Below are 23,936 nucleotides of genomic sequence, written 5' to 3'. Positions count from 1 at the left end.
TCCTCGCTACCTATTAAAGTGAAATACCAGAGAATGACATAAAGCCAAGACCCATAAGACCAACAGTGATGAAAGTAATACCTAAACCACGTAAGCCATCAGGAACGTCTGAATACTTCATTTTCTCACGGATACCAGCAAGTAAAGTAATTGCTAGCGCCCAGCCCACACCTGAACCGATACCATAAACAACAGACTCGCCGAAGTTATAGTTACGCTCAACCATGAAAGATACCGCACCGAAGATTGCACAGTTAACTGTGATCAGTGGTAAGAAGATACCTAACGCGTTGTATAGTGCAGGGAAGAACTTATCTAATGCCATTTCAAGAATTTGTACCAGTGCTGCAATAACACCGATGAATGTCAAGAAACGTAAGAAGCTAAGGTCTGCTTCTGGGTAGCCAAGCCACTCTAATGCACCTGGTGCAAGAACAGCGTGATAAACCAAGTTATTTACAGGTACAGAGATACCTAGTACCACGATAACTGCCACACCTAGGCCGATTGATGTTGTTACTTTCTTTGATACCGCAAGGAAAGTACACATACCTAGGAAGAAGGCTAAAGCTAAGTTTTCAATGAAAACTGCTTTTACAAATAAACTAATATAATGTTCCACTGCTCGCCCCTTACGCTTTTGCTTCTACTTGGTCTTTCTTGAAGGTACGAAGTACCCAGATGAATAAACCAATAATGAAGAATGCACTCGGTGGTAAAATCAATAGACCCATTGGTTGATACCAGCCACCGTTCTGTACAAGTGGGATAATATCAACACCGAATAGTGAACCTTTACCGAATAACTCACGGATGAAACCAACAGTTAGTAGTACTACTGAGTAGCCTAAACCATTACCGATACCATCTAAGAAAGACATTAACGGTGGTGACTTCATTGCGTATGCTTCAGCACGACCCATTACGATACAGTTAGTAATGATTAGACCAACGAATACTGAAAGCTCTTTTGCCGTTGCATAAGAGAATGCTTGCAATACCTGATCAACCACGATTACTAATGATGCAATAATCGTCATTTGCACGATAATACGTACAGATGATGGGATGTGGTTACGAATTGACGAAATAAACAAGCTTGAGAATGCTGTTACAAGTGTCAATGCGATTGACATGATAAGTGCATTTTTTAAGCTTGATGTTACCGCTAGCGCAGAACAAATACCAAGTACTTGTAGTGCGATTGGGTTATTTGCGAATACCGGACCAAATAGGACCGACTTCATTTCTTTAGTATCAGCCATTATTTCAACGCTCCTTCACGTACTTTCGCAAGGAATGGACCAAAGCCATGCTCGCCAGTCCAGAAGTCAACTGTATGATCAACACCATTTGAAGTTAATGTTGCGCCAGAAAGACCATCGATTTGATGTTCATTGCTTGCACCACTTTTCATGATATTGATTGGTAACTCTTTACCTTGCCATTTAGCAGTCCACTGTGGATTTTGAATTTCACCACCTAGACCAGGCGTTTCGTTGTGCTTGAAGAAATTGATGTTCTTAACAGTTTCACCATCACTCTCAAGCGCTAAGAAGCCATACATTACACCCCAAAGGCCATAACCTTGGATAGGTAGAATGATTGCATCAGTAGAACCATCTGCTTTTTTCGAGATATAAACAGGTGAATTCTTAGTCATGCGTTGAATACCCGCGATGTCTTTAATTCCCTCTTCTTTCAACGCAAAGCTACGCGCTTGGTCGAATTTAGTTTTCTCGAAGTCAAATGAGTTAGGATCTGCACCCTCAACAAATTCACCAGTATCCATATCTACAACGCGCGCTTCAATTTTACCATTGAAAGTCTCTGACACAGAGCCTTCAACGTCAATGTCAGCTGCCGCTAGGATATTACGTTGAATATCTTGAGTTTTGTTAGCTTGCTGTAAAGGACGAAGCTGAACTGAAGCAAACGATACGATGATTGCACACACTAAACATAGTGCAACAACAACGGTTAGCGTTTTGCCGATTGATTCGTTATTACTAGACATTACGTGCCAACCTCCGCTTGATATTAGCTTGCACTACAAAGTGATCGAATAATGGTGCAAATAAGTTAGCAAATAAGATTGCTAGCATCATACCTTCTGGGAATGCCGGGTTAACAACACGGATCATTACAACCATAAAGCCGATTAACGCACCGTAAGCGAACTTACCTTTGTCTGTGAATGATGCAGATACTGGGTCTGTTGCCATAAAGAACATACCAAATGCAAAACCACCAAGCACTAAGTGCCAGTGCCAAGGCATCGCAAATACTGCGTTAGTTTCAGAACCAACTGTATTTAGTAAGAATGCCGTTGCAACCATACCTAGGAATACACCTAGCACGATACGCCATGAAGCAATACGCACATAAATCAGGAATAAACCACCGATTAATAATGCTAATGTTGACGTTTCACCTACAGAACCTTGAATGAAACCGTAGAACGCATTCCACCATAGTTCCATGTTGCTGTAATCAAGTGAACCTACAACAGCTTGACCAAGCATAGTTGCACCAGAGAATGAATCTACTGCTGTCCATACTGTGTCACCTGAAATTTGTGCAGGGTATGCGAAAAATAAGAACGCACGACCAGCAAGCGCAGGGTTGAGGAAGTTACGACCTGTACCACCAAAGATTTCTTTAGCGATTACAACACCAAACGTAATACCTAATGCAACTTGCCATAAAGGAATTGTTGCCGGCAGAATGAGTGCGAATAGTACAGATGTTACGAAGAAACCTTCATTTACTTCGTGCTTACGCACAGAAGCGAATAGCACTTCCCAGAAACCACCCACAGCAAACGTTACTGCGTATATTGGTAGGAAGAAGCAGGCCCCGTAAAACATTTTCGCGCCCCAACCAGAGTCAGCAGTTAATTCACCGCCAAATAATTGGAACAGACCAACTTGCCATGTGTTTGCCAGTTCAAAACCTTGTGCTAATGCACCCGCGGCCTGATGACCGATGTTGAACATACCAAAGAACATTGCAGGGAACGTCGCCATCCACACTAAAATCATCATACGTTTTAGGTCGATGTTATCGCGAACGTGTGTTTTGCCTTTATTTACGTAACCAGGTGTATAAAAAATAGTTGCAGCAGCTTCGTAAAGCGCATACCACTTTTCATGTTTACCACCCGGTTCAAAATGCGGCTCAATATCTTCTAGAAATTTCTTTAAACCCATCTCTCTAGCCTTCCTTCTCGATCGTAGTCAAGCAATCGCGCAGGATTGAACCGTACTCGTATTTACCTGGACAAACGAAAGTACATAACGCTAAATCTTCTTCATCAAGCTCTAGCGCACCTAACGAAATTGCACCATCAAGATCACGTGCGATTAAATCACGTAATAATAGTGTAGGTAAGATGTCTAAAGGCATAACACGCTCATAGCTACCAATTGGTACCATGGCACGGTTCGAACCACCTGTAGAAGTCGTCATGTTAAATAGACGGCTCGGAGTCAGGTGAGATAAGAAGGTACGTGTTACAGAGAACTTATTAGCACCAGGCGCAATCCAACCGAAGAATTCTTTTTCGCGACCTTCAAGTAATACAGATACTTGAACATGGTAACGACCTAAGAAAGCATGTGGACCTTGTGAAGTAGCGCCTGAAAGCACTGAACCAGAAATTACACGGTTATCACCGTCTTCTAATTCGCCAGCAACTAAATCATCTAATGATGCACCTAATTGAGTTTTTACTAAGCGTGGGTTTTTAACACGCGGACCAGCAAGCGAAACTACACGGTCTGTGAAGATTTCACCTGTCAGGAATAAGTTACCAAACGCAATAACGTCTTGGTAGCCTAAGTGCCAAACCTGTTTGCTAGCAGAAACTGGGTCTAAATGATGAATGTGTGTACCAACAAGGCCAGCCGGGTGTTTGCCACCAAACTCATGTACTTCTACTTGAGGGATTGATGAACTAGGCACTTGGCTACCAGCTTGTTTACAAACAAATACTTTGCCGTCAGTTAAACGAGATACCACAGCTAAACCGGCTTCAAATGCTACAGTGTTTTCAGCAATGATTACTGCAGGATCTGCAGCTAGCGGGTTAGTGTCGATAGCCGTTACAAAGATTGAGCTAGGATTTGCATCCAAAGCCGCTACTCTGCTGAATGGGCGAGCACGTAGTGCTGTCCATTGACCTGACTGAACTAGTACTTCTTTCACTTTTTCACGGTCTAAGCTTGAAAGCTCGTCGGCCTTGAAAGAGTCAAAGGTGATTTGCTCACTGCCATTAACTTCAATAACAACAGATTGCAGCACACGTTTAGCACCACGATTAATTTCTTTAACTACCCCAGAAGCTGGTGCAGTAAATAAGACGCCTGGGTTCTTTTTGTCTTCAAAAAGTACCTGGCCTTTTTTGACTTGGTCATCCACACGAACATGCATGGTTGGACGCATACCAATAAATTCTTCACCTAGCACAGCTACACGTTTGACGGCAGAACCATCATGAATAACTTGCTGAGGTGCGCCCTCTATGGGTAAATCCAGACCTTTTTTTATGTTGATCATACGCACTTGCATTACATTAACGGAAAGAAACTGAAAAATCGTACCAACCACGTCGCTTCTTGATATGCTCAAGTTAAGTTCTTAGTATCTAAAAACTGCTTGTTTCACACCCAAACAAGCAACGCAGTAAACTCCTCACATATATTGCCCGAATTTTAACATCAATCAGGGTGACTATGCGAGAGCAAATATGAAATTTATACGACTGATGTGGTTATTTAGACTACAAAAAACCATTTGAATTAATTTCAATATAGACCAAAGTGCTATTGATGCCGTTTTATTTTCTCTTAAAAACAAAAAAGCCGCTTAAAAAAGCGACTTTTCCAAAACCAGCGTTATTTAATCACTAATCAATCAGCTGTGAAATCGCCACATCAGGATTCACATCTTGCTCGTAATCTACGCTATCGATACCAAAACCGAATAAACGTAAAAACTCATTGTGGTAACCCACATAATCCGTTAATTCGTCAATGGTGTCTGTGTCTACCGTATCCCACACTTTTTGAACACGAGCTTGCACATCGTCTTCTAACTCTTTGTAGTTTTGGAATAAATGACCGCCGTCATCGAAACGTGGCGTTTCGCCGTAAAGGTTTTCAGTGAATAGCGCATGGATTTGTTCAATGGTACCTTCGTATGTGCCGTCTGCTTTCATTACTTTGAATAACGCAGAGATATATAAAGGCATGATAGGAATTGCTGAACTTGCTTGTGTCACAACTGCATTTAATGAAGAAACATACGCTTCACCATTTAAGCCTTTTGTAGACTCTTTGATTGCTTGTGTTGCGCGATCTAGGTCTTCTTTTGCTTTACCAATCGTTGCGTGACCGTAAATTGGCCATGTTAACTCTTTACCAATGTAGGTATAAGCTGTTGTTTTGAAGTTATCAGCAAGGACATCGGCTGCTTTTAATGCGTCAATCCACATTTCCCAATCTTCACCGCCCATTACTTTGATTGTATTGTCGATGTCTTCTTGGCTTGCCGCTTCAACGGTTACTTCATCAATCACACGCTTAGACGTATTTAAGTTTTTTGTTGTGATATCTGAGCCAATTGGCTTAAGCGTTGATGAGTATGTCTCACCTGTATTTGGATCAGTGCGACGAGGAGACGCTAAGCTGTAGATAACTAAATCAATTTTACCTAAGTCAGCTTTAATCGTATCAATTGCTTTTTGCTTGATTTCATTAGAAAACGCATCGCCATTGATATTTTTAGACCAAAGACCCGCTTCTTCAGCAGCTGCTTGAAATGCCGCAGTATTATACCAACCCGCTGAGCCTGTTTTACGCTCGCTACCTTCTTTTTCAAAGAAGATGCCTAAAGTCTTAGCGCCACCACCGAATGCAGCTGTAATACGTGATGCCAAACCATAACCAGTAGAGGCACCAATTACTAATACATTTTTAGGCGCATTGCTCAGTGGCCCCTGTGCCTTCACATAATTAATTTGTTCTTGTACGTGCTCAGCACACCCTACTGGATGCGCGTTAGTGCAGATAAATCCACGAATTTTAGGCTTAATGACCATTGATCATCCTATATCTATCACAATAAAAATTAGCGCTAGTTTAAAGGCTAATAGTTAAAATACAGGTCTGATCAGTAATATAAGTATAAATTACTAATCAAACCATACGATTAATCGAACTTCGAACCACCCAAACATTTCGGTGATTCAGGAGCCTGCCCTTGCTGTGCAGAAAACTCATCGGGCGTAAAAGTATGAATCGCCAATGCATGTATATGATTCGCTAATTCATCTTGTAATAATTCATTAATTTGACGGTGACGTGCAAGTAAACGCTTACCAGCGAACTCTTCGCTCACCACAATTACCTTAAAGTGTGATTCTGTGCCACGACTATGCATATGGCTTTCATTGACAACATTTAGGTGCTTACATTCAATACCCGCTGCGAGCTTTTCCTCAATTTGTTGTTGCATTGACATGTGTCATAGACCTTTAATAGCAAAATAATTGGTCGTCACTATATCAAGGGGATGACTCATTTTACCAATAATTTTATATTATCGAGCGAAAGGTTAAGTTAATACGGGGATGCATTAGCCTTTGCTGCTTTGGTAAGCTGTGTTGATAGTCACGTTGACTAAAGCCATTCATTATTAAGCAGCTACCACTTTGCAGCACAATACTTTGTTTTTCATTACTGTGTTTGTGCTTAATTTTAAATACCCGCTCAGCCCCCAGTGAAATGGACGCAATAGTCGGCTGCTCACCAAGCTCTTTTTCATCATCACTATGCCATCCCATACAATCTTGACCGTCACGATATAAATTGACCAATAACGCATTAAATGGAATGTGTAATTGTTGGGATAAGCGCCTTCGCATTGCATCAAGCACCTCAGGCCAAGGTTCAACCACAAGCTGTGTGCCTGAATAAGCATAGTTAACCTGCTCATCAGCGATAAAGCACTGCAAACGAGGAATAGGATGGGTTTTACCAAATACAGTGATATTGGGCTGTTGCCAATTTAAATGTTGCTGTAAAAAATAAAACAAATCGAGACTTTTTTGAGCACTCAACGCTTTCTGTTGATAATAAAACCCTTCAGGTAAATGATTAGGCTTGGCGTTTGGCTGTTGCATGTTAGAATTTACCCATACTTAAATACTTACCCTAAAACCATGATGACCACCCAAGTACAACTCGGCGATAATACCTATACCCTAGAACGTTTTCCATTAAATCAAAAAAATCGCAGCCTACAAGCTTGGGACTCTGCTGATGAGTACCTTGTCACTTATGTAAGGGAGCATCATGCGCAGGCAAATTCAATCCTGATTTTAAATGACAGCTTTGGTGCATTGGCTTGTGCGTTTAATCAATTAACCACTTATTCAGTTAATGATTCGTATATTAGTCATCAAGCAACCTATTACAATTTACAAGCAAATGGCTTAGAAACAAGCTCATTGACGCAATTAAACTCTTTAGAGGCATTACCAAACAAGGTTGATTTAGTGATCTTAAAAGTGCCACGAAATTTAGGCTATTTACAACATCAACTTGCTGCAATCAGTGCCGCGTTACCTAAAGATGTTGACATACTTGCAGCAGGCAAAACCAAAGACATTCATAACTCGACAATTAAAGCGTTTAGCCAATTCATTGGCGAAACATCAACAAGTTTAGCCGTTAAAAAATCTCGCTTAATCATCAGTAAAACGAGCCAACTCAATAAACAAGCTGCATTTCCTGTAAGCTGGCCACTTGAAGGCTGTGAGTTTGAGATTCAAAATCACGCCAATGTTTTTTCGCGTGATTCTTTAGATATTGGCGCTCGCTTTTTCTTTAACTACTTGCCACAAACCAGTAAAGCACGCCACATCATTGATTTAGGCTGTGGCAATGGCGTGATTGGACTGATGACACTCAAACGCTGCCCCAAAGCACATGTAACCTTTGTTGATGAATCATACATGGCAGTTGAATCTGCACGCCTAAATATACAAAGTAATTTACCTGAGCAATTAGCTAACTGTGAATTTATTCAAAATGATTGTTTAACAGATTTTGAGCCGCAAAGTGCAGATCTTGTTTTGTGCAACCCCCCCTTTCATCAAGCGCAAGCTGTCACAGATCACATTGCTTGGCAGATGTTTAAACAAGCTAAGCAGGCACTTAAACAAGGTGGTGAATTAAGAATAATAGGTAATCGTCACCTCGATTATCATGAAAAACTAAAACGCATGTTCGGCAACTGTAAACTATTAGGTTCAAATAAAAAGTTTGTTGTTTTAAGTGCAAAAAAGACAACTTAATGGAGCAATATAAATGAAAAAAATACTTCTTTTAAGCATGTTAGTTGCGCTAACAGCGTGTAGTAACCAACCTAACCAACTGATCTTAAACCCTGTTTATAAAAGCGGTAAGGTTACCTCAATCAATGCAAATATCAGTACCAGCGTCATTGATTTGCGTGGTGATAATGTAACCCTAAAAATTATTGAATCAGATAAAGTAAAAACCCTGGCAAGTCCAGGCCTGACTGAGTCAGTAAAAAGCACACTTGATAGCGCCCTTAGCCGAAATGGTGCCAGTATTTCTAATCTTGCGACAACACGATTTGAATTAGATATTCACGCATTACAAGCGATCGTCACTGAAAAAATGATGACACACACGAGTCATGCCAATATTGAGCTGGGTATTCGCGTAATAAGAAGTAATAGTAACTTTAGTAAAGTTTACCGCGGCAGTGCAAACCTTGAAGGGCCATTAAGACACGATAGAGCAAAAATTGAGAGTCAACTGAATAAGTTGACTGAACAACTAATTACCCGCATTGTATCTGACCCAGAATTAATCGCTTATTTGGAAGGTTAACTATGAAGCGCATTTTTATACTTAGTTTTATCTTACTGTTCAGCCAGAACACCTTTAGTGCAACTGAGGGTAAGTTCATCCAAAAAGACAACATGTTTCCTCGTGTCGAAATTGTCACCACACTCGGTAGCATCATCGTAGAAATGGACCGTTCTCGCGCTCCTATCACAGTCAACAACTTCTTAACTTATGTCGCTGATGGTAGCTATAAAGGGAGTGTATTTCATCGTGTAGAACGTGATGAAGACAACGAACGAGATTTCGTTATTCAAGGCGGTGGCTACGATAAAGATTACGATGGTCTACACGAATACGACCCTATCTTTAATGAGAGCGGTAATGGTTTAAAAAATGATATGTATAGCATCGCCATGGCTTATCAAGACAGACAACCGCACTCAGGGACACGCCAGTTCTTTTTTAATATGGATGATAATGATCATTTAAACCCAGGTCGTGACTGGGGGTTTGCTGTATTTGGCATGGTTATGGATGGCTATGAAACGTTGGATAAAATTATGCGCGTGGAAACAGCTTATAACGAAAAAATAGGTTACAGCTTTGTACCCAAAACGCCTGTGGTTATCTTAAATGTAAAAATGATTGAACCCACTGCACTATAAAAATAACAAGCGAGCTCATCGCCCCACTCACATGGCAGTACTATGACAAAGACGCTTTCTGTTTCAGAGTATTTTTCGTACTTTAAAGACAAACGCTTAATCAATATTTTTCTGTTCGGGATCAGCAGTGGCTTTCCATGGGTACTCATTGGTTCTGTCATGTCTGCATGGCTAAAAGATGAAGGCCTCAGCCGAAGTATGATTGGCCTATTTGGCATTGTATTTGGGGCGTACAGCATTAACTTTTTATGGTCACCTTTGGTTGACCGTGTAAAACTGCCAGTTTTATTTAAATGGCTTGGTCAGCGTCGCAGCTGGATTTTACTCTGCCAGTCAGTCATTTTTATAGGTACCTTTTCACTTGCAGGGCTCGATATCAAAGCGAATCTTTGGTTTGCCGCCGCACTGTGCCTAGTCATTGCGGTTGCCTCTGCGACTCAAGACATCGCCATTGATGCGTTTCGTATCGATACTTTAAGTGAAAATGAAAGCCATAAAGCCACGGCAGCTGCAGCCATGGCAACATCAGGTTGGTGGAGTGGTTATGCTTTACTAGGAGCGCTCCCCTTCTACATGGCTGATATCCCCTCTATTGATTGGCCCCAAGTTTACTTTTTCTTATCCGTTATCATGCTGCTATTAATGGGTAGTGTACTTTGGGCAAAAGAGCCCGAATCAAATCGTGAAGTTATTCAGGCTGAACTTGAGTCTACCTATCAGCAAAAGCTTGTGGGTGTAGAACAAACGCGATTTGCAAAAGTAATTGCTTGGTTAGCGGTCACCGTGTTTGATCCATTTAGAACCTTTTTTGCACGCAATGGTGTAAAAACAGCGCTCGCACTTTTAGCGTTTATCTTCCTATTTAAAATTGGCGAAGCCTTCCTTGGGCGAATGTCGATTGTGTTTTATAAAGAAGTGGGCTTTAGCAACAGTGACATTGCCACCTTCTCAAAAGTAGGCACTGCAATTCTTACCATCGCTTTTACTTTCGTCGGTAGCCTATTCAATCAACGCTACGGTATCGTAAAAGGCTTATTCATTAGCGGCATTGCTATGGCAGCGTCTAACCTTGCATTTGCTTGGATTGCTATTGCAGGCCCTAAATTAAGCCTCTATGCCTTTGCAATTATCATTGACGGATTTACACAGGCCTGGTCACTGGTGGCAATGGTCGCCTTTATTTCTATGCTGTGTGATCGCGCCTTTAGTGCAACTCATTATGCACTTTTAGCGTCACTTGGAAACTTAGGCAGAACACTCCTGTCTAGTTACAGTGGTGTTGTGATAGATGATTGGCTTTTAGGTAACTGGGCACTGTTTTTTGTGCTAACAGCGCTCATGGTAATTCCTTCGCTGGTATTTTTATTTTTAATCCGCCACAAGCTTTATGCGTTAGAGAACAATTATCATCGAGATAATTAACAAAAAATATAAAGGTGTGATTGGTATTTACCGAAAAGTGAGGATGACTATTTAGTGCATCCATGCACTAATTGTATTACTAAAAATGTATTAGTAACAGCAAATTAAGCGTCTTTTAATAGGTTAAGACCTTCGTATGGGTCTACTTCCAAAGCATCACAGTAACGCATAAACTCAATAACATCTAAACGACGTTCTTGGTTTTCAATTTTACCAATGAATGAATGTGGCGTTCCTAAAACTTGAGCAAGGCTGCGCATTGTATGGCCTTTCTCATGGCGTTTTGTTTTAAGCCACTTCGTTAGTTTTGAGTTTTCGTCAGAAGAAACTGTTTTACCCATCATAAAAATACATCTCCTACTAGATGATTTGAGTTAATTAATTAAAGAGTGAAATTTTGCCCGTCTCACTCTTGGACACATTATATACTAATAATTTTTTCTGTGAATTAATAATTATACAAATGTCCACGTTTCAGGTATAGACTGCTTTGCTTGGCAAGTCTAGTTTTAAAGCTAAAATTAAAGCAGATGCTCTATAATTAGTTATTTAACTGTACCAAAAAATTGATCAATTGGAACCGTGTTAAATATAAAATATAGCTTTTAAAATTGCATACTTATGCTTAAAGTGTACGTAAATACTGAAAAAGGCTAGAAAATGTTCCGAATATTATTTTTGTTGCCAATTGTACTATGTGTCATCTGGTACCTATTTCTAAAGCAAAATCGTATACCAATTAAACAAGGGAAAAGAGGATTCATGTATATTTTAATCGCCTCTGCACTGGTATTAGGCTTTTTCTTATTAATGATTCAGGTTACCCAAAGCTAGTAGGGCTAACATTAATAAGCCCTCCCCTGCCAATAGTACTTATTAACGAAGCCAAGCTTCACTGTATCGTCATATACGAAAGGAGAGCGTTGCTACTAACGCTGTTTTCATTTTAAAAAGTTTTTCTAAACGAAAAACCAAAGCCATTGCTAAGATCAGCACTAAGAATAAAGGCAGGATGGTGTAGAAATTAAGGCAATAAAAAAGCCACATCATGTGGCTTTTCAGATATTCAATTAAACGCTGAAACTAGCTCCGCATCCACAGGTTGTTGTAGCGTTGGGGTTGTTTACAAAAAAACGTGCCCCTTCAAGTCCTTCAGTGTAGTCGACCGTCCCATCAACCAAATACTGAATACTCATAGGATCAATGACTAAGGTAACGCCATTCTTTACAATTTCTAAATCACCAGGGTTGGCTTTTTCATCAAAAGTAAAACCATATTGGAAACCCGAACACCCACCACCTGTTACATAAACACGTAGTTTTAGATCTGGATTTTCTTCTTCTTCAATTAACTGTTTAACGCGAACAGCAGCTGCATCACTGAACTTAATTGGCAACTCTTCAGACATACCAAACCCCTCAAAATCTATAATACTGTAATTATCTAATACCCGAGTATTTTAATCAAGTATCGACTGTCGGCTGAAAAGTATTTTCAGGTACGCATTGGCTAAGCCATCTGCATTGAACTAATGTTAATTTGTACGACTTTTTAATTATTTAAAGTAAGCGGTGAGGGATCATCATAGTGATTGACCATTTAAGGCTTCATTTCATAAACTCTGACTTAGATAGTGCGCAAATAATCCCTGCACAGTACGATGTTTTGCTTGTTATAGCCTCAGTTCTTACTGCCGTTTTCGCCTCTTATGTTTCTTTTTTACTTTCTGCTCGAATCAAAAACTCACACCTTAAAAATGAAAGTTTAGTATGGACGATAATGGCAGCCTGTTTTTTGGGTATCGGTATTTGGGGCATGCATTTTATCGGTATGCTTGCTTATAGATTACCGATAAACGTAGAGTACAACACCACAATCACCTTGGTATCAGTACTGCCAAGTGTGTTTGCCAGTTATATCGTGCTTTCAACTTCACTGAGCAACATAAAAGGACTTATTTTTCGAAGTGTTCTTATGGGAGCTGGGATTGGCAGTATGCACTTTGTTGGTATGATGGCAATGATGATGCCCGCTCATATGGCTTATGAGCCAAGGTTGTTTTCATTATCAATTTTTGTAGCAATCATTCTTTCTGGCATTGCTCTAAAAATAAATGACCTCCGACAAGCCCAAAAAACACATCAAGTACGCATGAATATGCTCGTTGCTGTTATTATGGGTAGCGCTATTTCCGGTATGCATTATATCGGTATGATCTCTATGTCGGTCTATACAACTGAGCAAACTGTCTATGTTACAAATCACGATAGTTCAACGCTTGCTCAGCTTGTTATTTCTGTACTATTGGTGTTAAGCCTTTTAGTACTGAGTGTTGTGGAACTTAGAGCGAGAAGCTTGCTCTCAGCTAAACTAAAAGCGGTACTAAATACAGTCCAAGATGTTGTGATTAGCTTTGATAGCACAGGTATCATCGAATTTGCTAACCCTGCTGTTTTACCTGTTTTTGGCTATCAACCAAATGAGTTAATCGGTAAGCACATCTATACACTTATCGCAGATAAATCAGCTGAACTCGAGCTAATCTTAAACACCGAATCAACAACGCTCCAGCAATCAAATAGCTTTAGTAAAAGCAGATTATTAAATGCGCTTAGAGCGAACCAAAGCGCATTTCCAATTACCATGACAATCAGCTCAATAGGCAACAAAGATATGGGCCCGTACGTTGCCACAATTAAAGATTTGAGTGACATCCACAACCAAGAAGCATTCACCCAAACCATATTCGATAACCTACCTATCATGTTGTTTGTAAAAGAAGCTAAACACTTAACATTTAGTCATGTAAATAAGGCTGGCGAGCAACTATTAGGAAAAACAAAAGAGCAATTGATAGGCCTCAACGATTTTGACATTTTTAATAATGAAGACGCACTAAGTTATGCGCAAACAGATCGCGATGTACTCACAAGTAGTGATATTCTCACAGTTGATGAAAAGCCTATTACAATTGATGGCCGAACTCACTACCTTCGCACCCGCAAGCTCTCTATTAAAGATAGCCATGGAAAAGCACAGTATCTGCTCGATGTTTCAGAAGACGTCACTGAGCTTAAGCAAGCTAAAACCGAACTTGAGAACTTACACCAACGCATGGCAATGGCCGCAGATGCTGCCCACATAGGTATTTGGGAGTGGAATTTTGAAACCAACGAATTGATATGGGATGACTGGATGCACACCCTGTTTGAGATCCCTAAATCTCAGTTTAATGGTAATTATGCCGCATGGGCTAATACGCTTCATCCTGATGAATACGAAGCCGTTACAAATAAACTTAAACTAGCAGTGCTCAATAATGAGGAATTTCATGCTGAATTTCAGATTGTTCTTCCCAGTGGGCAAATTCGTTATATAAATGCCGATGGTAGAATCTACGGGAACCGAATGATTGGTGTTAATTTTGATATCACCAAACGAGTTTTAGCTGAGCAAAAGATCAGACAACTAGCTCAAACTGATCACCTCACAGGTTTAGCTAACCGCAGTGCATTAAGTAAATTCCTAAAGCATGAGTTTGCTCGTATAGAACGAACAGGCACAAAAGTAGGCTGTTTATACTTTGATCTTGATAAATTTAAACCTATTAACGATACCTATGGTCATTTAATAGGTGATTTTGTACTTGTAGAGATCGCAAAACGATTACAAGAAACTGCGCGAAAAACAGATTGTACAGCCCGTATCGGTGGTGATGAGTTTGTTGTAGTCATCACAGATATTGAAAATAAAGAACAAATAAATCGTGCTCTTACTAGACTAATCAATGCTATAGAAACACCCATAGCCTGTGAAGTAGGTTATTTACAAGTAGGTGCAAGTGTAGGTTATGCAGTCTATCCAGACGATGCTAAATCTCTCGATGAACTCCTTAAAAAAGCCGATGAGCAAATGTATAAACAAAAGCGAGATTGTTCACTTAAAAAAACCACGATGAATACCCCGTAACTTTATACATCCGTTTAAAGGAGATAATTTTGCAAAATCACAAGGACTTAGTGAATTTGATTTGCTAAACTTGCGGCTCTAAGGTGCTGTGAGGAAAAATGCATGTGGCTTGAAACGCTGAGGCGTCGTCTAGCAAAGCCTAAAACATCTGTGCAATTGTGCTTACTAGGAGTTTGCGCAGGATTAATTGCGGCAGTACTGATTATATTATTCCGCCTCACAATTATGTTTTTTCAAAGTCTTTTTTTGGAAAAGCCCGATGACTTCTCTACCTTAGACACGCTAGAGCGTGTACTTCTTCCTATTGGTGCTGCCTTAGTCATCGCTTTATTTGCAGCACTAACGGGTTTTAAACATTACCGTTTAGGTATTCCTTTCGTTATCCACCGGATAAAAAAGCATTATGGTCATATGCCACTGTATAACACAGTCAATCAATTTGTTGGTGGGGCACTGGCTCTAATCAGTGGTTTTTCTGTTGGCCGAGAAGGCCCTTCTGTTCATATGGGGGCAACCGGTGCAAGCTTATTAGCAGATAAACTACATTTACCCCATAATGCCATGCGCACACTCAGCGGCTGTGGTGTTGCTGCGGGCATTGCCGCCTCGTTTAATACCCCGCTTGCTGCCGTTATTTTTGTAATGGAAGTAGTGCTAAGAGAATACAAAGTACATATTTTTGTGCCTATTATGCTCGCAGCGGTTACAGGTGCCCTTGCCACTCAATTTGTCTTTGGTGACGCATCGGAACTTGCACTTATCACTATGAACCCGCTTAGTGGCTGGCACTATCCTTTTTTAATTATTTTTGGCATGGCACTAGGTGCAGTCGCTTATGCATTTAATCAAAATTTAATGTTGATTATTCGCACTTTTAAACCGCTAAGTATGTTTCCTCGCTTATTACTTGCAGGCTTAATTGCAGGGCTAATCGCCTACATGGTGCCTCATGCAATGGGCTCTGGTATGAGTGCTATCACTATTGCCATTGAATCCCCTGATGATGTGCAATTTTTAACAACAATTTTAATCGCTAAATTACTTGCCACATTATTTGCAATTGGTCTGGGGATCCCAGGCGGTATTATTGGCCCCGTGATTGGTTTAGGCGTATTAATGGGTACCTTAATGGCATTTTTTGCCCAATTTATAAGCCCTGGAACTGATATTGCGGGTACCTATAGCATGCTTGGCATGGCTGGCTTATTAGCAGCCACCCTGCACGCCCCTCTTGCAGCACTAACAACGGTGATGGAGCTTACATCTAGTCCTGAAATTATTGTTCCTGCTATGTTAGTCATTTCTTCTGCGTATGTTACTGCTCTGCAATTTTTTGGCAATCGTTCTATCTTTATGCAGCAACTAGACTTTCAAGGGCTTGAATATCAAATATCCCCTGCAACCGAAGCGCTACAAAAGGTTGGAGTAATGGAAGAAATGGATGAGCAATTTAAGCTGCTATACAGCGATGATAAAGAGCAAATAAAAGAGTCATTAGACGCTTTGGATAGTCAAACGCCATTGATTGTTCATGATGATGAAAATGGCTATCGCCTTGCAGAGTATGACTTAAGCCTAATGTCTGACCAAAGTAGTAATATAAAGTATGTCAGTTTGAATGGTTTAAGTAGCCAAGCAACACTTGCCGATGCATTTGATCTATTAAAAGATAAACGTAGTGGCGCTGTATATATTTATAACCTACTAGATAATCAGCAAATTATGGGGCTTTTGCGTTGGGATCAAATCAGGCATATCCTTACCATACGTAACAGCTTGCTATAACAACTAAAAATGGACACAACAATGAGCGCGCTATTAGTTTACAAAACTTTTCATGTATTTTTTATGATTGCTTGGTTTGCGGGGATTTTTTATGTTCCTCGCTTGTTTGTATACCACGCAATGAGTGAAGAAAAAGCCTGCAACTCAATGCTAAAAGTAATGGAGCGCCGTTTACTGTTCTTTGTGACGCCGTTTGCCGTTTTAACACTCGTATTTGGCGTACTGACCATTGTTGAATATGGCCGAGATTGGTTTAGATACAGTATGTGGCTGCACTACAAACTCGTGTTAGTGATTATCCTTTATATCTATCATGGCTATTGTTTCAAATTACTGGCTGACTTTAAACATGATCGTAATACTCGCAGCGATCGTTTTTATCGTATTTTTAATGAAGTCCCAGTACTTATTCTATTAGCAATAGTCGCACTAGCAATTATCAAACCTAGCTTATAATTTGCTGCTGTGTACGCTAAAAATTTGCTATAGTACGGCGCAAATTTATGCGGCCTCCCATATAGAGAGCCGGCGCCTTAATAAATGTGATTAGGAACAGCCCCATGTTAAGTTTCCAAGGTGAAAATATTCTGTCGGTTAATCAGCTTGACCGCGATTGTATTGAACGTATTTTTGCAGTTGCTAAAAAGATGGAGCCTTATGCTAAAAAGCAAAAGCGCACCAATGTATTAGAAGGCGCTATTTTAGCAAACCTATTCTTTGAACCAAGTACACGTACTCGCGTAAGCTTTGGTACGGCATTTAACTTACTGGGTGGTTTAGTTCGCGAAACAACGGGCATGCAAAGCTCAGCTTTAGCCAAAGGCGAATCGTTATATGACACCGCTCGCGTTATCTCAGCGTATGCTGATGCCGTTGCGATGCGTCACCCTGATTCAGGATCAGTTGCGGAGTTTGCAACCGGTTGTGATGTACCTGTCATCAATGGTGGTGACGGCGCAAATGAACACCCAACTCAAGCCTTACTTGACTTATTAACGATTGAACGTGAACTTGGCCGTTTCAACCAAGGTATCGACGGTATGCATATTGCCCTAGTGGGTGATTTAAAATATGGCCGTACTGTGCACTCTTTATCTAAATTACTGTGCCATTATAAAGACGTGAAGTTCTCTATGGTGGCACCTGATGGCTTACAAATGCCAGACTACATTTTAGATGCTGTTGATAACGCAGGTCATAAAATTCAAGTAGTGGATAAAATGGAAGGCAACTTGGCGGCCGATATTGTGTATCAAACCCGTATTCAAGAAGAGCGCTTCCCTTCACAAGAAGAAGCTAACAAATACCGCGGTGGTTTTCGTATCAGTCAAGCAATTTACAATGCACACTGTAAGCCTAACTCAGTACTGATGCACCCACTGCCTCGTGACAGCCGTTTAGAAGCAAACGAGCTTGATAACGATTTAAATAGCAACGACAACCTAGCAATTTTCCGCCAAGTTCAAAACGGTGTGTTAATTCGCATGGCGTTGTTTGCTCTAACCTTAGATGTTGCCGACAAAGTTGAGCAATATGAAGTCGACGTGCCTTGGTTTAGCCGTAAACGTAATAGCTAAGCTACTTCGTTTGGGCTCTTTGAGCCCTTGCAAACCAACTCATTTAACGTGACAACCCAATAGGACTATTCATGACAATTAGCCAAGACCTTTTTAATCGCGCGCAAGAATCAATCCCAGGCGGTGTTAACTCACCAGTTCGTGCCTTCAATGGCGTTGGCGGTACTCCTTTATTCATCACTAAAGCAGAAGGTCCTTTTACCTTTGATGCTGATGGCAACCGTTATATCGATTACGTTGGTTCATGGGGACCCATGATCATGGGCCATAACCACCCAGCTATTAAACAAGCGGTATTAGAAGCCGTTGAAAATGGCTTAAGCTATGGTGCGCCAACCGAAACTGAAATCTTAATGGCCGAAAAAGTAAAAGAGCTGGTACCATCAATCGAAAAAGTACGTATGGTAAGCTCAGGTACTGAAGCAACAATGAGTGCGATTCGCTTAGCACGTGGTTTCACTGGTCGTGACAAAATCTTAAAGTTTGAAGGCTGTTACCACGGTCATGCTGACTCACTACTAGTAAAAGCAGGCTCAGGTGCGCTAACTATGGGTGTTCCAAATTCACCGGGTATTCCTGAAGACTTTGCTAAGCACACCTTAACTGTGTCGTTTAATAATCTTGATGAAGTAAAAGCAATTTTCGCAAAATACGCTGACGAAATCGCTTGTATCATCGTTGAGCCAGTTGCTGGCAACATGAACTGTATTCCTCCTGTACCTGGCTTCTTAGAAGGTTTGCGTGAGGTGTGTGATGAATACAAATCAGTACTTATTTTTGATGAAGTAATGACTGGTTTCCGTGTTGCTTTAGGCGGCGCGCAAGCTTACTACAACATCAAACCAGATCTAACTTGCCTAGGTAAAGTGATCGGTGGCGGTATGCCAGTCGGTGCATTTGGTGGTAAGAAAGAAATCATGGATTACATTGCCCCAGTAGGGCCAGTTTATCAAGCGGGTACGTTATCAGGTAACCCAATTGCCATGGCTGCTGGCTTAAAATCTTTAGAGCTTTTAAGTGCTGAAGGCCTGCACGATGAACTTGAAGCAAAGAGCAAAGCAATTTGTGAAGGCTTTGAAGCCGCTGCCAAAAAAGCAGGCATTGCACTTACAACAAACTACGCTGGCGGTATGTACGGCTTCTTCTTTACTGACAAAGAAAAAGTAACGAGCTACCAACAAGCCACTGAGTGTGATTTAGAGCGCTTCAAAAAGTTCTTCCACTTAATGCTTGAAGAAGGTGTTTACCTTGCTCCTTCAGCATTTGAAGCAGGCTTTGTATGTGCAGAGCATTCAGAGCAAGAAATAAGCGACACCATAGCAGCAGCAGAACGCGCATTCGCGAAGCTATAAAATATAATTAGACAAAAAAGCCCGCAAGGGCTTTTTTTTATGAATAAAAACAACGCAATCACAGGTCTACTCCTAATATAATTTCTAACTGGGTGTATCTGTGAATAATCTAATTAAACCTGCTGTTTTGTTAATGGGACAATTAAGTTACAAAGCAAAAATGTCGCTAATGTTTAGCATTTTAATTTTTCCTCTTTGTTTAAGTTTATTTTTTTTACTAAGCGTTTTAAGTAAAGGAATTGAAATATCACAAAAACAAAATCAAGGGGTTCAAATATATCCTCGATTACTTGCTAATTTACTCACTGCAAATCAAGCTGATAATATCAGTATTGCCCAACAAGCAGATTTTGCGAATACAGCCACTGGTGACGACAATATTTTAGAGATAGTCTCGATTGAGTCACAACTTGCTATTGTAAATGAGCTCAGTAGTAGCTACTTAAATCGCACATTAGTAACCGCTCTACCGCCTCTTATCACACATTTAAATAAAACCATGCAAAGTGCAGAAACCGTGATATCTAACGGGCAGTTTTCGCCGAGTACGTTTATTACGTTATCCAACCAAGTTAAAGCACTGCCGCAGTTAGAGTCACAGTTTTTAATGAGTTTAAATACATCTTTAAATGCAAACGAAGAACTCAAAAACACCCTAACAGAACCCGCAACGCAACTTTCAAGCAGTATCAATGCACTTTTTATAGCATTAAACCAAGACCTGCTTGAGCCGGATGAAATTGCACTTACACGGCAGCAGCTTGCAAATTTAAAAGTAAATATTAATAGTAAAATTAATCACTTTATTACCCACAGTGAACCGGCTTTATCGGCAATGATATTAGCGCAATTAAAACAGCAACGTATGACCCGTCTTGTGGTTATCATTGCCGCTTTAATCAGCCTATTTATAGCAAGTTATTTGATGATGGGGTTTTACCGCTCATTAGTCGATACTTTAAAGCAGTTTTCTCGCGCAGCAACAGAGGCTGCAACAGGTAATTTAGGCGTGCGATTAGATTTAAAAGGCAAGGATGAGCTTAACTCAATAAGCTTACTATTCAATGATTTACTAAAATCGTTTACGGCGCTTATCAATAATGCTCAAAAAACCACTCACTCAGTAAGAAGTACCACTCAGCACGTATTTGAAAGCCGCAATAAAACGACCAATGATGTTACTGAGCAACAACAAAGCATTAGCGCTATTAATGACTCACTAGATAACATGAGCCAATCGGCAGAGCATGTTGAAAAAACTGCCTCGCACGCCGTTTTTCTCGCCAATAGCGCTGCCAAACAGGTTCAAAACAGCGCAAAAAATAGCGAGGAGTTAGCGCAACATATCGCACAATTACAACAAGAGTTTAACCAAGGGTTAAAAGCTCTGGATTCATTAGCGCAAGACACCTCAAATATTAGCCAAGTAAGCAAAGGAATTAGCGACATAGCTGAACAAACAAACCTTTTAGCCTTAAATGCTGCGATCGAAGCTGCAAGAGCCGGCGAGCAAGGACGAGGGTTCGCTGTTGTCGCTGATGAGGTTAGAACATTGGCAGGGCGAACTCAGCTACAAACAAAGGAAATACACGATATTATCGCTTCATTACAAAATGCATTGCAGTTAACACAGCAGAAAATGCAGCAAAGTGTCGAAAAAATGGAGCAAGGGGCAGCATCCGCTAACCAAACAAAAGCAAGTTTAGTTGCAGCCGTAAATACGATGGATGAAATCAGTCAACATGGTGAACAAATCGCGCAGTTAGTTGGTGAGCAAACGAGTGCAACACAAGATGCTTTAAATGATGCCAAGCGGGTAAGCTGTTTAGCCGAAGAGACGCTTAAATCATCAAAAAATGCCTCAGCAAGCGCACACGATTTAACCGCGCTTGCTGAGCAACTTAACGATGCAATGAAAGCATTTAGCGTCGACAACTCGGACGAGGCTCAAACTCACTAGCTCGAATAGGCAGTTGCACCACTTTGCCGCAGCCAGGTGGTGCTTGCAGACCTGTTTCTTCATTTATGAACGCCCAGCGAATAGAAGCTGGACGAGTATCTGCAATGGCTTCAGGGTTAAGCGGTTTTAAATAACGAATATAGGTTTCTAACGCACCAACACTCCCTGTTAGGCCGGTATTTTTATTATCGTCTCGACCAATCCAAGCAACGGTTACTGTATTTTGGTCAAAACCTGCAAACCAGCTATCTCGTAAGTCATTACTTGTGCCCGTTTTACCCGCTAACTGAATCGATGGAAAGTGGGCATTTAAACGTTTTGCTGTGCCATCTTTAGTTACTCGCTTCATCGCATATTTGGTCATATAAACCGATGCTTCATCAAATCGCTTTTGTGATTCAACATTATGCTTATAAAGTACTTTACCTACCGAATCAGTCAGTGCAGAAATTGATGTTAGCTCACGATACTGACCATCAGCAGCAAGTGTTGTATAAAGTTGAGCGACTTCAAAGCTAGACAACTCCAATGCCCCAAGTAGTAGTGATGGGTATTCATCGATGCTTCCTTCAACTCCTAATCGCTTCAAGGTCGTTGCAACTGTATCGACCCCTACATCTAACCCAGTATTTACCGCAGGTATATTGATACTATTACTAAATGCCTTATAAAGCGGCATCATGCCTCTAAATTGCCTATCAAAATTCTCTGGCTGCCAAATTTTTCCTTGCTCATTCGTTACTCTTAGAGGAGAGTCATCAACCAAAGATGCAAGGTTGAATTTGCCGCTTTCAAAAGCACTCAAATAAACAGCAGGCTTTACTAATGAACCAATATTGCGCTTAGTATCTAATACTCGATTGAAACCAAAATAGCGAACATCGCGACCGGCAACTAAAGCTGACACGCCGCCTTTTTCAACGTTAACCGAGATCATAGCGGCTTCTAATTCTTCGGTTTTAGGACGTCTTTCAAGGTAAGGTAAGCTTGCCTCAACCGATTTTTCCATTGCAGTTTGTTTTTGTAAGTCGAAATAAGTAAAGACACGCACACCAGCATCCAATACTTGCTGGTCAGGTAACAAACGCTTTAATTCGCGATTAACTAACTCTAAATAACCAGGATACGACTTCTGTAGGCTATCTTTCATAGGTGAAATATCAATTGGACGCTTTAACGATGCGCGATATTCACGTGTATTTATTAAGTTGTTTTCGACCATTAAGCGCAGTACTAAATCGCGACGCTCCATCGCACGTTCACTGTAACGGCGAGGGTTGTAGTACGATGGGCCTTTAACCATAGCAACCAGTAACGCAATTTGGTCATACTCTAGCTCATCCACAGGTTTAGAAAAGTAGAATTCAGCGGCAAGCCCCATACCGTGAACACCCTGATTGTATGATTGCCCTAGGTATACTTCATTTAAGTAGGCTTCTAAAATTTCATCTTTGCTATAGCGGTAGTCTAATATCAATGCGATAAGTGCTTCGTTAAACTTACGTACAAGAGAGCGTTCACGTGTTAAGTAAATATTTTTAGCGAGCTGTTGTGTTAAGGTACTTCCCCCCTGCACTGTTCTTCCCGCTTTGATATTACTGTATAAGGCACGCATAATAGACCATACCGACACACCGTGGTGCTGATAAAAATCTCTGTCTTCAACCACCAGCAAGGTGTCTTTTAACATTGCAGGAAACTTATCAAGTGGAACGAATTCACGATCTTGGTTCGAATCATTACCAATTCGCGCAATTTGCACAGGCTCCAAACGCGCAGAATTTAAGCGTCGACCAAATTTATCCTTAATAGTTGCTAATTTTTTTCCTGAAAAACGAAGCTCAATAACACGAGCATCTTCAAGCCCATCGTAAAATTCAAATTCGCGGCGATACACTTTAATGCTGTTAGATGACTTAACATACTGCCCTGTACGACTAAGCTTATTAACTGAAGAGTAGTTTAATCTGTTAAGCTCCCAAAGAACTTCTTGCTGTGATAAAAACTGCCCTGGGTAAAAGCTCATTGCTCGCGCGTATACCTGCGCAGGTAACTGCCACTTATTGCCCTCAAATTGACGCGTTATTTTTGCATCTAAATAAATAAGATACAGCACCATCGCAATCACAACAGCTAAGGATAACTTCCAAAAAATTGACCACGTTTTACGAAAAATACGCGACTTTACTGTCGTATTTGAAGAGGTTTTGCGTTTTTTAGTCGTTCGTTTAGTGGACGCCGTTTTCTTTGCTGGCGTTTTTTTAGCAGGAGTTTTTTTATCAGCCATTGAGTTCGCTATTGGTCAGTTAATTTTACAGGT

General features: G+C 40.6%; 21 protein-coding genes. 10 read left to right on the top strand and 11 right to left on the bottom strand.

Going from position 1 to position 23,936, the window contains the following annotated elements:
• Positions 1-13: 13 nt before the first annotated feature.
• The 8 genes from nqrE to LY624_RS04235 form a co-directional block, all read right to left on the bottom strand.
• Entirely contained in the window at positions 14-622 is a 609-nt protein-coding gene (gene nqrE, locus LY624_RS04270; RefSeq protein ID WP_016708692.1) for an NADH:ubiquinone reductase (Na(+)-transporting) subunit E, read from the bottom strand.
• A gap of 10 nt (positions 623-632) precedes the next feature.
• Complete coding sequence (locus LY624_RS04265) at positions 633-1,265, bottom strand: NADH:ubiquinone reductase (Na(+)-transporting) subunit D (RefSeq protein ID WP_054554281.1); 633 nt, start codon at positions 1,263-1,265, stop codon at positions 633-635.
• Positions 1,265-2,017, bottom strand: coding sequence for a Na(+)-translocating NADH-quinone reductase subunit C (locus tag LY624_RS04260; protein ID WP_237119633.1), 753 nt, complete (start codon positions 2,015-2,017; stop codon positions 1,265-1,267). Before LY624_RS04260 ends, LY624_RS04265 begins: the two co-directional genes overlap by 1 nt.
• Positions 2,010-3,212 carry an NADH:ubiquinone reductase (Na(+)-transporting) subunit B gene (locus LY624_RS04255; protein ID WP_130052184.1) on the bottom strand — a complete coding sequence of 401 codons (1,203 nt, stop codon included), beginning with the start codon at positions 3,210-3,212 and terminating at the stop codon, positions 2,010-2,012. The genes LY624_RS04260 and LY624_RS04255 overlap by 8 nt, the downstream gene beginning before the upstream one ends.
• Positions 3,213-3,216: 4 nt before the next feature.
• Positions 3,217-4,560: a Na(+)-translocating NADH-quinone reductase subunit A gene (locus LY624_RS04250; protein WP_341804384.1), complete on the bottom strand. Its 1,344-nt coding sequence runs from the start codon at positions 4,558-4,560 to the stop codon at positions 3,217-3,219.
• 349 nt (positions 4,561-4,909) lie between these two features.
• The gene (gene fabV / locus LY624_RS04245; protein WP_130151022.1) at positions 4,910-6,103 is read right to left on the bottom strand and encodes an enoyl-ACP reductase FabV; all 1,194 of its coding nucleotides are present in this window, start codon (positions 6,101-6,103) and stop codon (positions 4,910-4,912) included.
• A gap of 110 nt (positions 6,104-6,213) precedes the next feature.
• Positions 6,214-6,525 carry a BolA family protein gene (locus LY624_RS04240; RefSeq protein WP_130151021.1) on the bottom strand — a complete coding sequence of 104 codons (312 nt, stop codon included), beginning with the start codon at positions 6,523-6,525 and terminating at the stop codon, positions 6,214-6,216.
• 73 nt (positions 6,526-6,598) lie between these two features.
• On the bottom strand, positions 6,599-7,186 hold the full coding sequence (locus tag LY624_RS04235) for an alpha-ketoglutarate-dependent dioxygenase AlkB family protein (protein WP_130151020.1): 588 nt from the start codon (positions 7,184-7,186) through the stop codon (positions 6,599-6,601).
• A gap of 42 nt (positions 7,187-7,228) precedes the next feature.
• Between LY624_RS04235 and LY624_RS04230 the strand changes: the two genes are divergently transcribed.
• From LY624_RS04230 to LY624_RS04215, 4 genes are read left to right on the top strand one after another with little or no spacing between them, the layout of a single operon-like run.
• Complete coding sequence (locus LY624_RS04230) at positions 7,229-8,362, top strand: methyltransferase (protein WP_341804383.1); 1,134 nt, start codon at positions 7,229-7,231, stop codon at positions 8,360-8,362.
• Between the two features lie 13 nt (positions 8,363-8,375).
• Complete coding sequence (locus LY624_RS04225; protein WP_341803929.1) at positions 8,376-8,927, top strand: YajG family lipoprotein; 552 nt, start codon at positions 8,376-8,378, stop codon at positions 8,925-8,927.
• 2 nt (positions 8,928-8,929) lie between these two features.
• Positions 8,930-9,550 carry a peptidylprolyl isomerase gene (locus LY624_RS04220; RefSeq protein ID WP_062570258.1) on the top strand — a complete coding sequence of 207 codons (621 nt, stop codon included), beginning with the start codon at positions 8,930-8,932 and terminating at the stop codon, positions 9,548-9,550.
• A gap of 42 nt (positions 9,551-9,592) precedes the next feature.
• Complete coding sequence (locus LY624_RS04215; RefSeq protein ID WP_130151018.1) at positions 9,593-10,972, top strand: AmpG family muropeptide MFS transporter; 1,380 nt, start codon at positions 9,593-9,595, stop codon at positions 10,970-10,972.
• Positions 10,973-11,076: 104 nt separating this feature from the next.
• Here LY624_RS04215 and LY624_RS04210 read toward each other — a convergent pair whose 3' ends face one another.
• Together LY624_RS04210 and erpA are read right to left on the bottom strand one after the other, a co-directional pair.
• Positions 11,077-11,316: a helix-turn-helix domain-containing protein gene (locus tag LY624_RS04210; protein ID WP_130151017.1), complete on the bottom strand. Its 240-nt coding sequence runs from the start codon at positions 11,314-11,316 to the stop codon at positions 11,077-11,079.
• Between the two features lie 726 nt (positions 11,317-12,042).
• The gene (erpA, locus tag LY624_RS04205; RefSeq protein WP_062570256.1) at positions 12,043-12,381 is read right to left on the bottom strand and encodes an iron-sulfur cluster insertion protein ErpA; all 339 of its coding nucleotides are present in this window, start codon (positions 12,379-12,381) and stop codon (positions 12,043-12,045) included.
• A 371-nt stretch (positions 12,382-12,752) separates the two neighbouring features.
• Here erpA and LY624_RS04200 point away from each other — a divergent pair, with 371 nt between their 5' ends.
• The 6 genes from LY624_RS04200 to LY624_RS04175 all read left to right on the top strand — a co-directional run bounded on the left by LY624_RS04200 (position 12,753) and on the right by LY624_RS04175 (position 21,616).
• Positions 12,753-14,942, top strand: coding sequence for a diguanylate cyclase domain-containing protein (locus LY624_RS04200; RefSeq protein WP_341803928.1), 2,190 nt, complete (start codon positions 12,753-12,755; stop codon positions 14,940-14,942).
• A gap of 102 nt (positions 14,943-15,044) precedes the next feature.
• Positions 15,045-16,727 (top strand): chloride channel protein, encoded by a 1,683-nt coding sequence (locus LY624_RS04195; RefSeq protein ID WP_062570254.1) that lies wholly within the window; start codon positions 15,045-15,047, stop codon positions 16,725-16,727.
• Between the two features lie 21 nt (positions 16,728-16,748).
• On the top strand, positions 16,749-17,183 hold the full coding sequence (locus LY624_RS04190; RefSeq protein ID WP_341803927.1) for a CopD family protein: 435 nt from the start codon (positions 16,749-16,751) through the stop codon (positions 17,181-17,183).
• Positions 17,184-17,287: 104 nt separating this feature from the next.
• Complete coding sequence (locus tag LY624_RS04185; protein WP_237119640.1) at positions 17,288-18,304, top strand: aspartate carbamoyltransferase; 1,017 nt, start codon at positions 17,288-17,290, stop codon at positions 18,302-18,304.
• 71 nt (positions 18,305-18,375) lie between these two features.
• Entirely contained in the window at positions 18,376-19,656 is a 1,281-nt protein-coding gene (hemL, locus tag LY624_RS04180; RefSeq protein WP_130151013.1) for a glutamate-1-semialdehyde 2,1-aminomutase, read from the top strand.
• Between the two features lie 100 nt (positions 19,657-19,756).
• Positions 19,757-21,616 carry a methyl-accepting chemotaxis protein gene (locus tag LY624_RS04175; protein ID WP_341803926.1) on the top strand — a complete coding sequence of 620 codons (1,860 nt, stop codon included), beginning with the start codon at positions 19,757-19,759 and terminating at the stop codon, positions 21,614-21,616.
• On the opposite strand, the gene mrcB is transcribed toward LY624_RS04175, so the two are convergent.
• Positions 21,579-23,903, bottom strand: a complete 2,325-nt coding sequence (gene mrcB / locus LY624_RS04170) for a penicillin-binding protein 1B (protein ID WP_130151011.1) — start codon at positions 23,901-23,903, stop codon at positions 21,579-21,581. The two genes, LY624_RS04175 and mrcB, sit on opposite strands and share 38 nt — an antisense overlap.
• Positions 23,904-23,936: the final 33 nt, after the last annotated feature.

The sequence above is a fragment of the Pseudoalteromonas sp. N1230-9 genome, from assembly GCF_032716425.1.
Taxonomy (GTDB): domain Bacteria; phylum Pseudomonadota; class Gammaproteobacteria; order Enterobacterales; family Alteromonadaceae; genus Pseudoalteromonas.
Note: the sequence above shows the minus strand (reverse complement) of the source record. Positions and strands in the feature narration are given on the sequence as shown.

What these genes read in the sequence shown, in the direction of transcription:
- erpA (WP_062570256.1), bottom strand. Translation starts at nt 12,381, where the DNA reads ATGTCTGAAGAGTTGCCAATTAAGTTCAGTGATGCAGCTGCTGTTCGC.
- LY624_RS04195 (WP_062570254.1), top strand. Translation starts at nt 15,045, where the DNA reads ATGTGGCTTGAAACGCTGAGGCGTCGTCTAGCAAAGCCTAAAACATCT.
- LY624_RS04220 (WP_062570258.1), top strand. Translation starts at nt 8,930, where the DNA reads ATGAAGCGCATTTTTATACTTAGTTTTATCTTACTGTTCAGCCAGAAC.
- LY624_RS04255 (WP_130052184.1), bottom strand. Translation starts at nt 3,212, where the DNA reads ATGGGTTTAAAGAAATTTCTAGAAGATATTGAGCCGCATTTTGAACCG.
- LY624_RS04225 (WP_341803929.1), top strand. Translation starts at nt 8,376, where the DNA reads ATGAAAAAAATACTTCTTTTAAGCATGTTAGTTGCGCTAACAGCGTGT.
- LY624_RS04210 (WP_130151017.1), bottom strand. Translation starts at nt 11,316, where the DNA reads ATGATGGGTAAAACAGTTTCTTCTGACGAAAACTCAAAACTAACGAAG.
- LY624_RS04240 (WP_130151021.1), bottom strand. Translation starts at nt 6,525, where the DNA reads ATGTCAATGCAACAACAAATTGAGGAAAAGCTCGCAGCGGGTATTGAA.
- LY624_RS04215 (WP_130151018.1), top strand. Translation starts at nt 9,593, where the DNA reads ATGACAAAGACGCTTTCTGTTTCAGAGTATTTTTCGTACTTTAAAGAC.
- LY624_RS04190 (WP_341803927.1), top strand. Translation starts at nt 16,749, where the DNA reads ATGAGCGCGCTATTAGTTTACAAAACTTTTCATGTATTTTTTATGATT.
- LY624_RS04235 (WP_130151020.1), bottom strand. Translation starts at nt 7,186, where the DNA reads ATGCAACAGCCAAACGCCAAGCCTAATCATTTACCTGAAGGGTTTTAT.
- mrcB (WP_130151011.1), bottom strand. Translation starts at nt 23,903, where the DNA reads ATGGCTGATAAAAAAACTCCTGCTAAAAAAACGCCAGCAAAGAAAACG.
- LY624_RS04265 (WP_054554281.1), bottom strand. Translation starts at nt 1,265, where the DNA reads ATGGCTGATACTAAAGAAATGAAGTCGGTCCTATTTGGTCCGGTATTC.
- hemL (WP_130151013.1), top strand. Translation starts at nt 18,376, where the DNA reads ATGACAATTAGCCAAGACCTTTTTAATCGCGCGCAAGAATCAATCCCA.
- LY624_RS04260 (WP_237119633.1), bottom strand. Translation starts at nt 2,017, where the DNA reads ATGTCTAGTAATAACGAATCAATCGGCAAAACGCTAACCGTTGTTGTT.
- LY624_RS04200 (WP_341803928.1), top strand. Translation starts at nt 12,753, where the DNA reads ATGGCAGCCTGTTTTTTGGGTATCGGTATTTGGGGCATGCATTTTATC.
- LY624_RS04185 (WP_237119640.1), top strand. Translation starts at nt 17,288, where the DNA reads ATGTTAAGTTTCCAAGGTGAAAATATTCTGTCGGTTAATCAGCTTGAC.
- LY624_RS04230 (WP_341804383.1), top strand. Translation starts at nt 7,229, where the DNA reads ATGACCACCCAAGTACAACTCGGCGATAATACCTATACCCTAGAACGT.
- LY624_RS04250 (WP_341804384.1), bottom strand. Translation starts at nt 4,560, where the DNA reads ATGATCAACATAAAAAAAGGTCTGGATTTACCCATAGAGGGCGCACCT.
- fabV (WP_130151022.1), bottom strand. Translation starts at nt 6,103, where the DNA reads ATGGTCATTAAGCCTAAAATTCGTGGATTTATCTGCACTAACGCGCAT.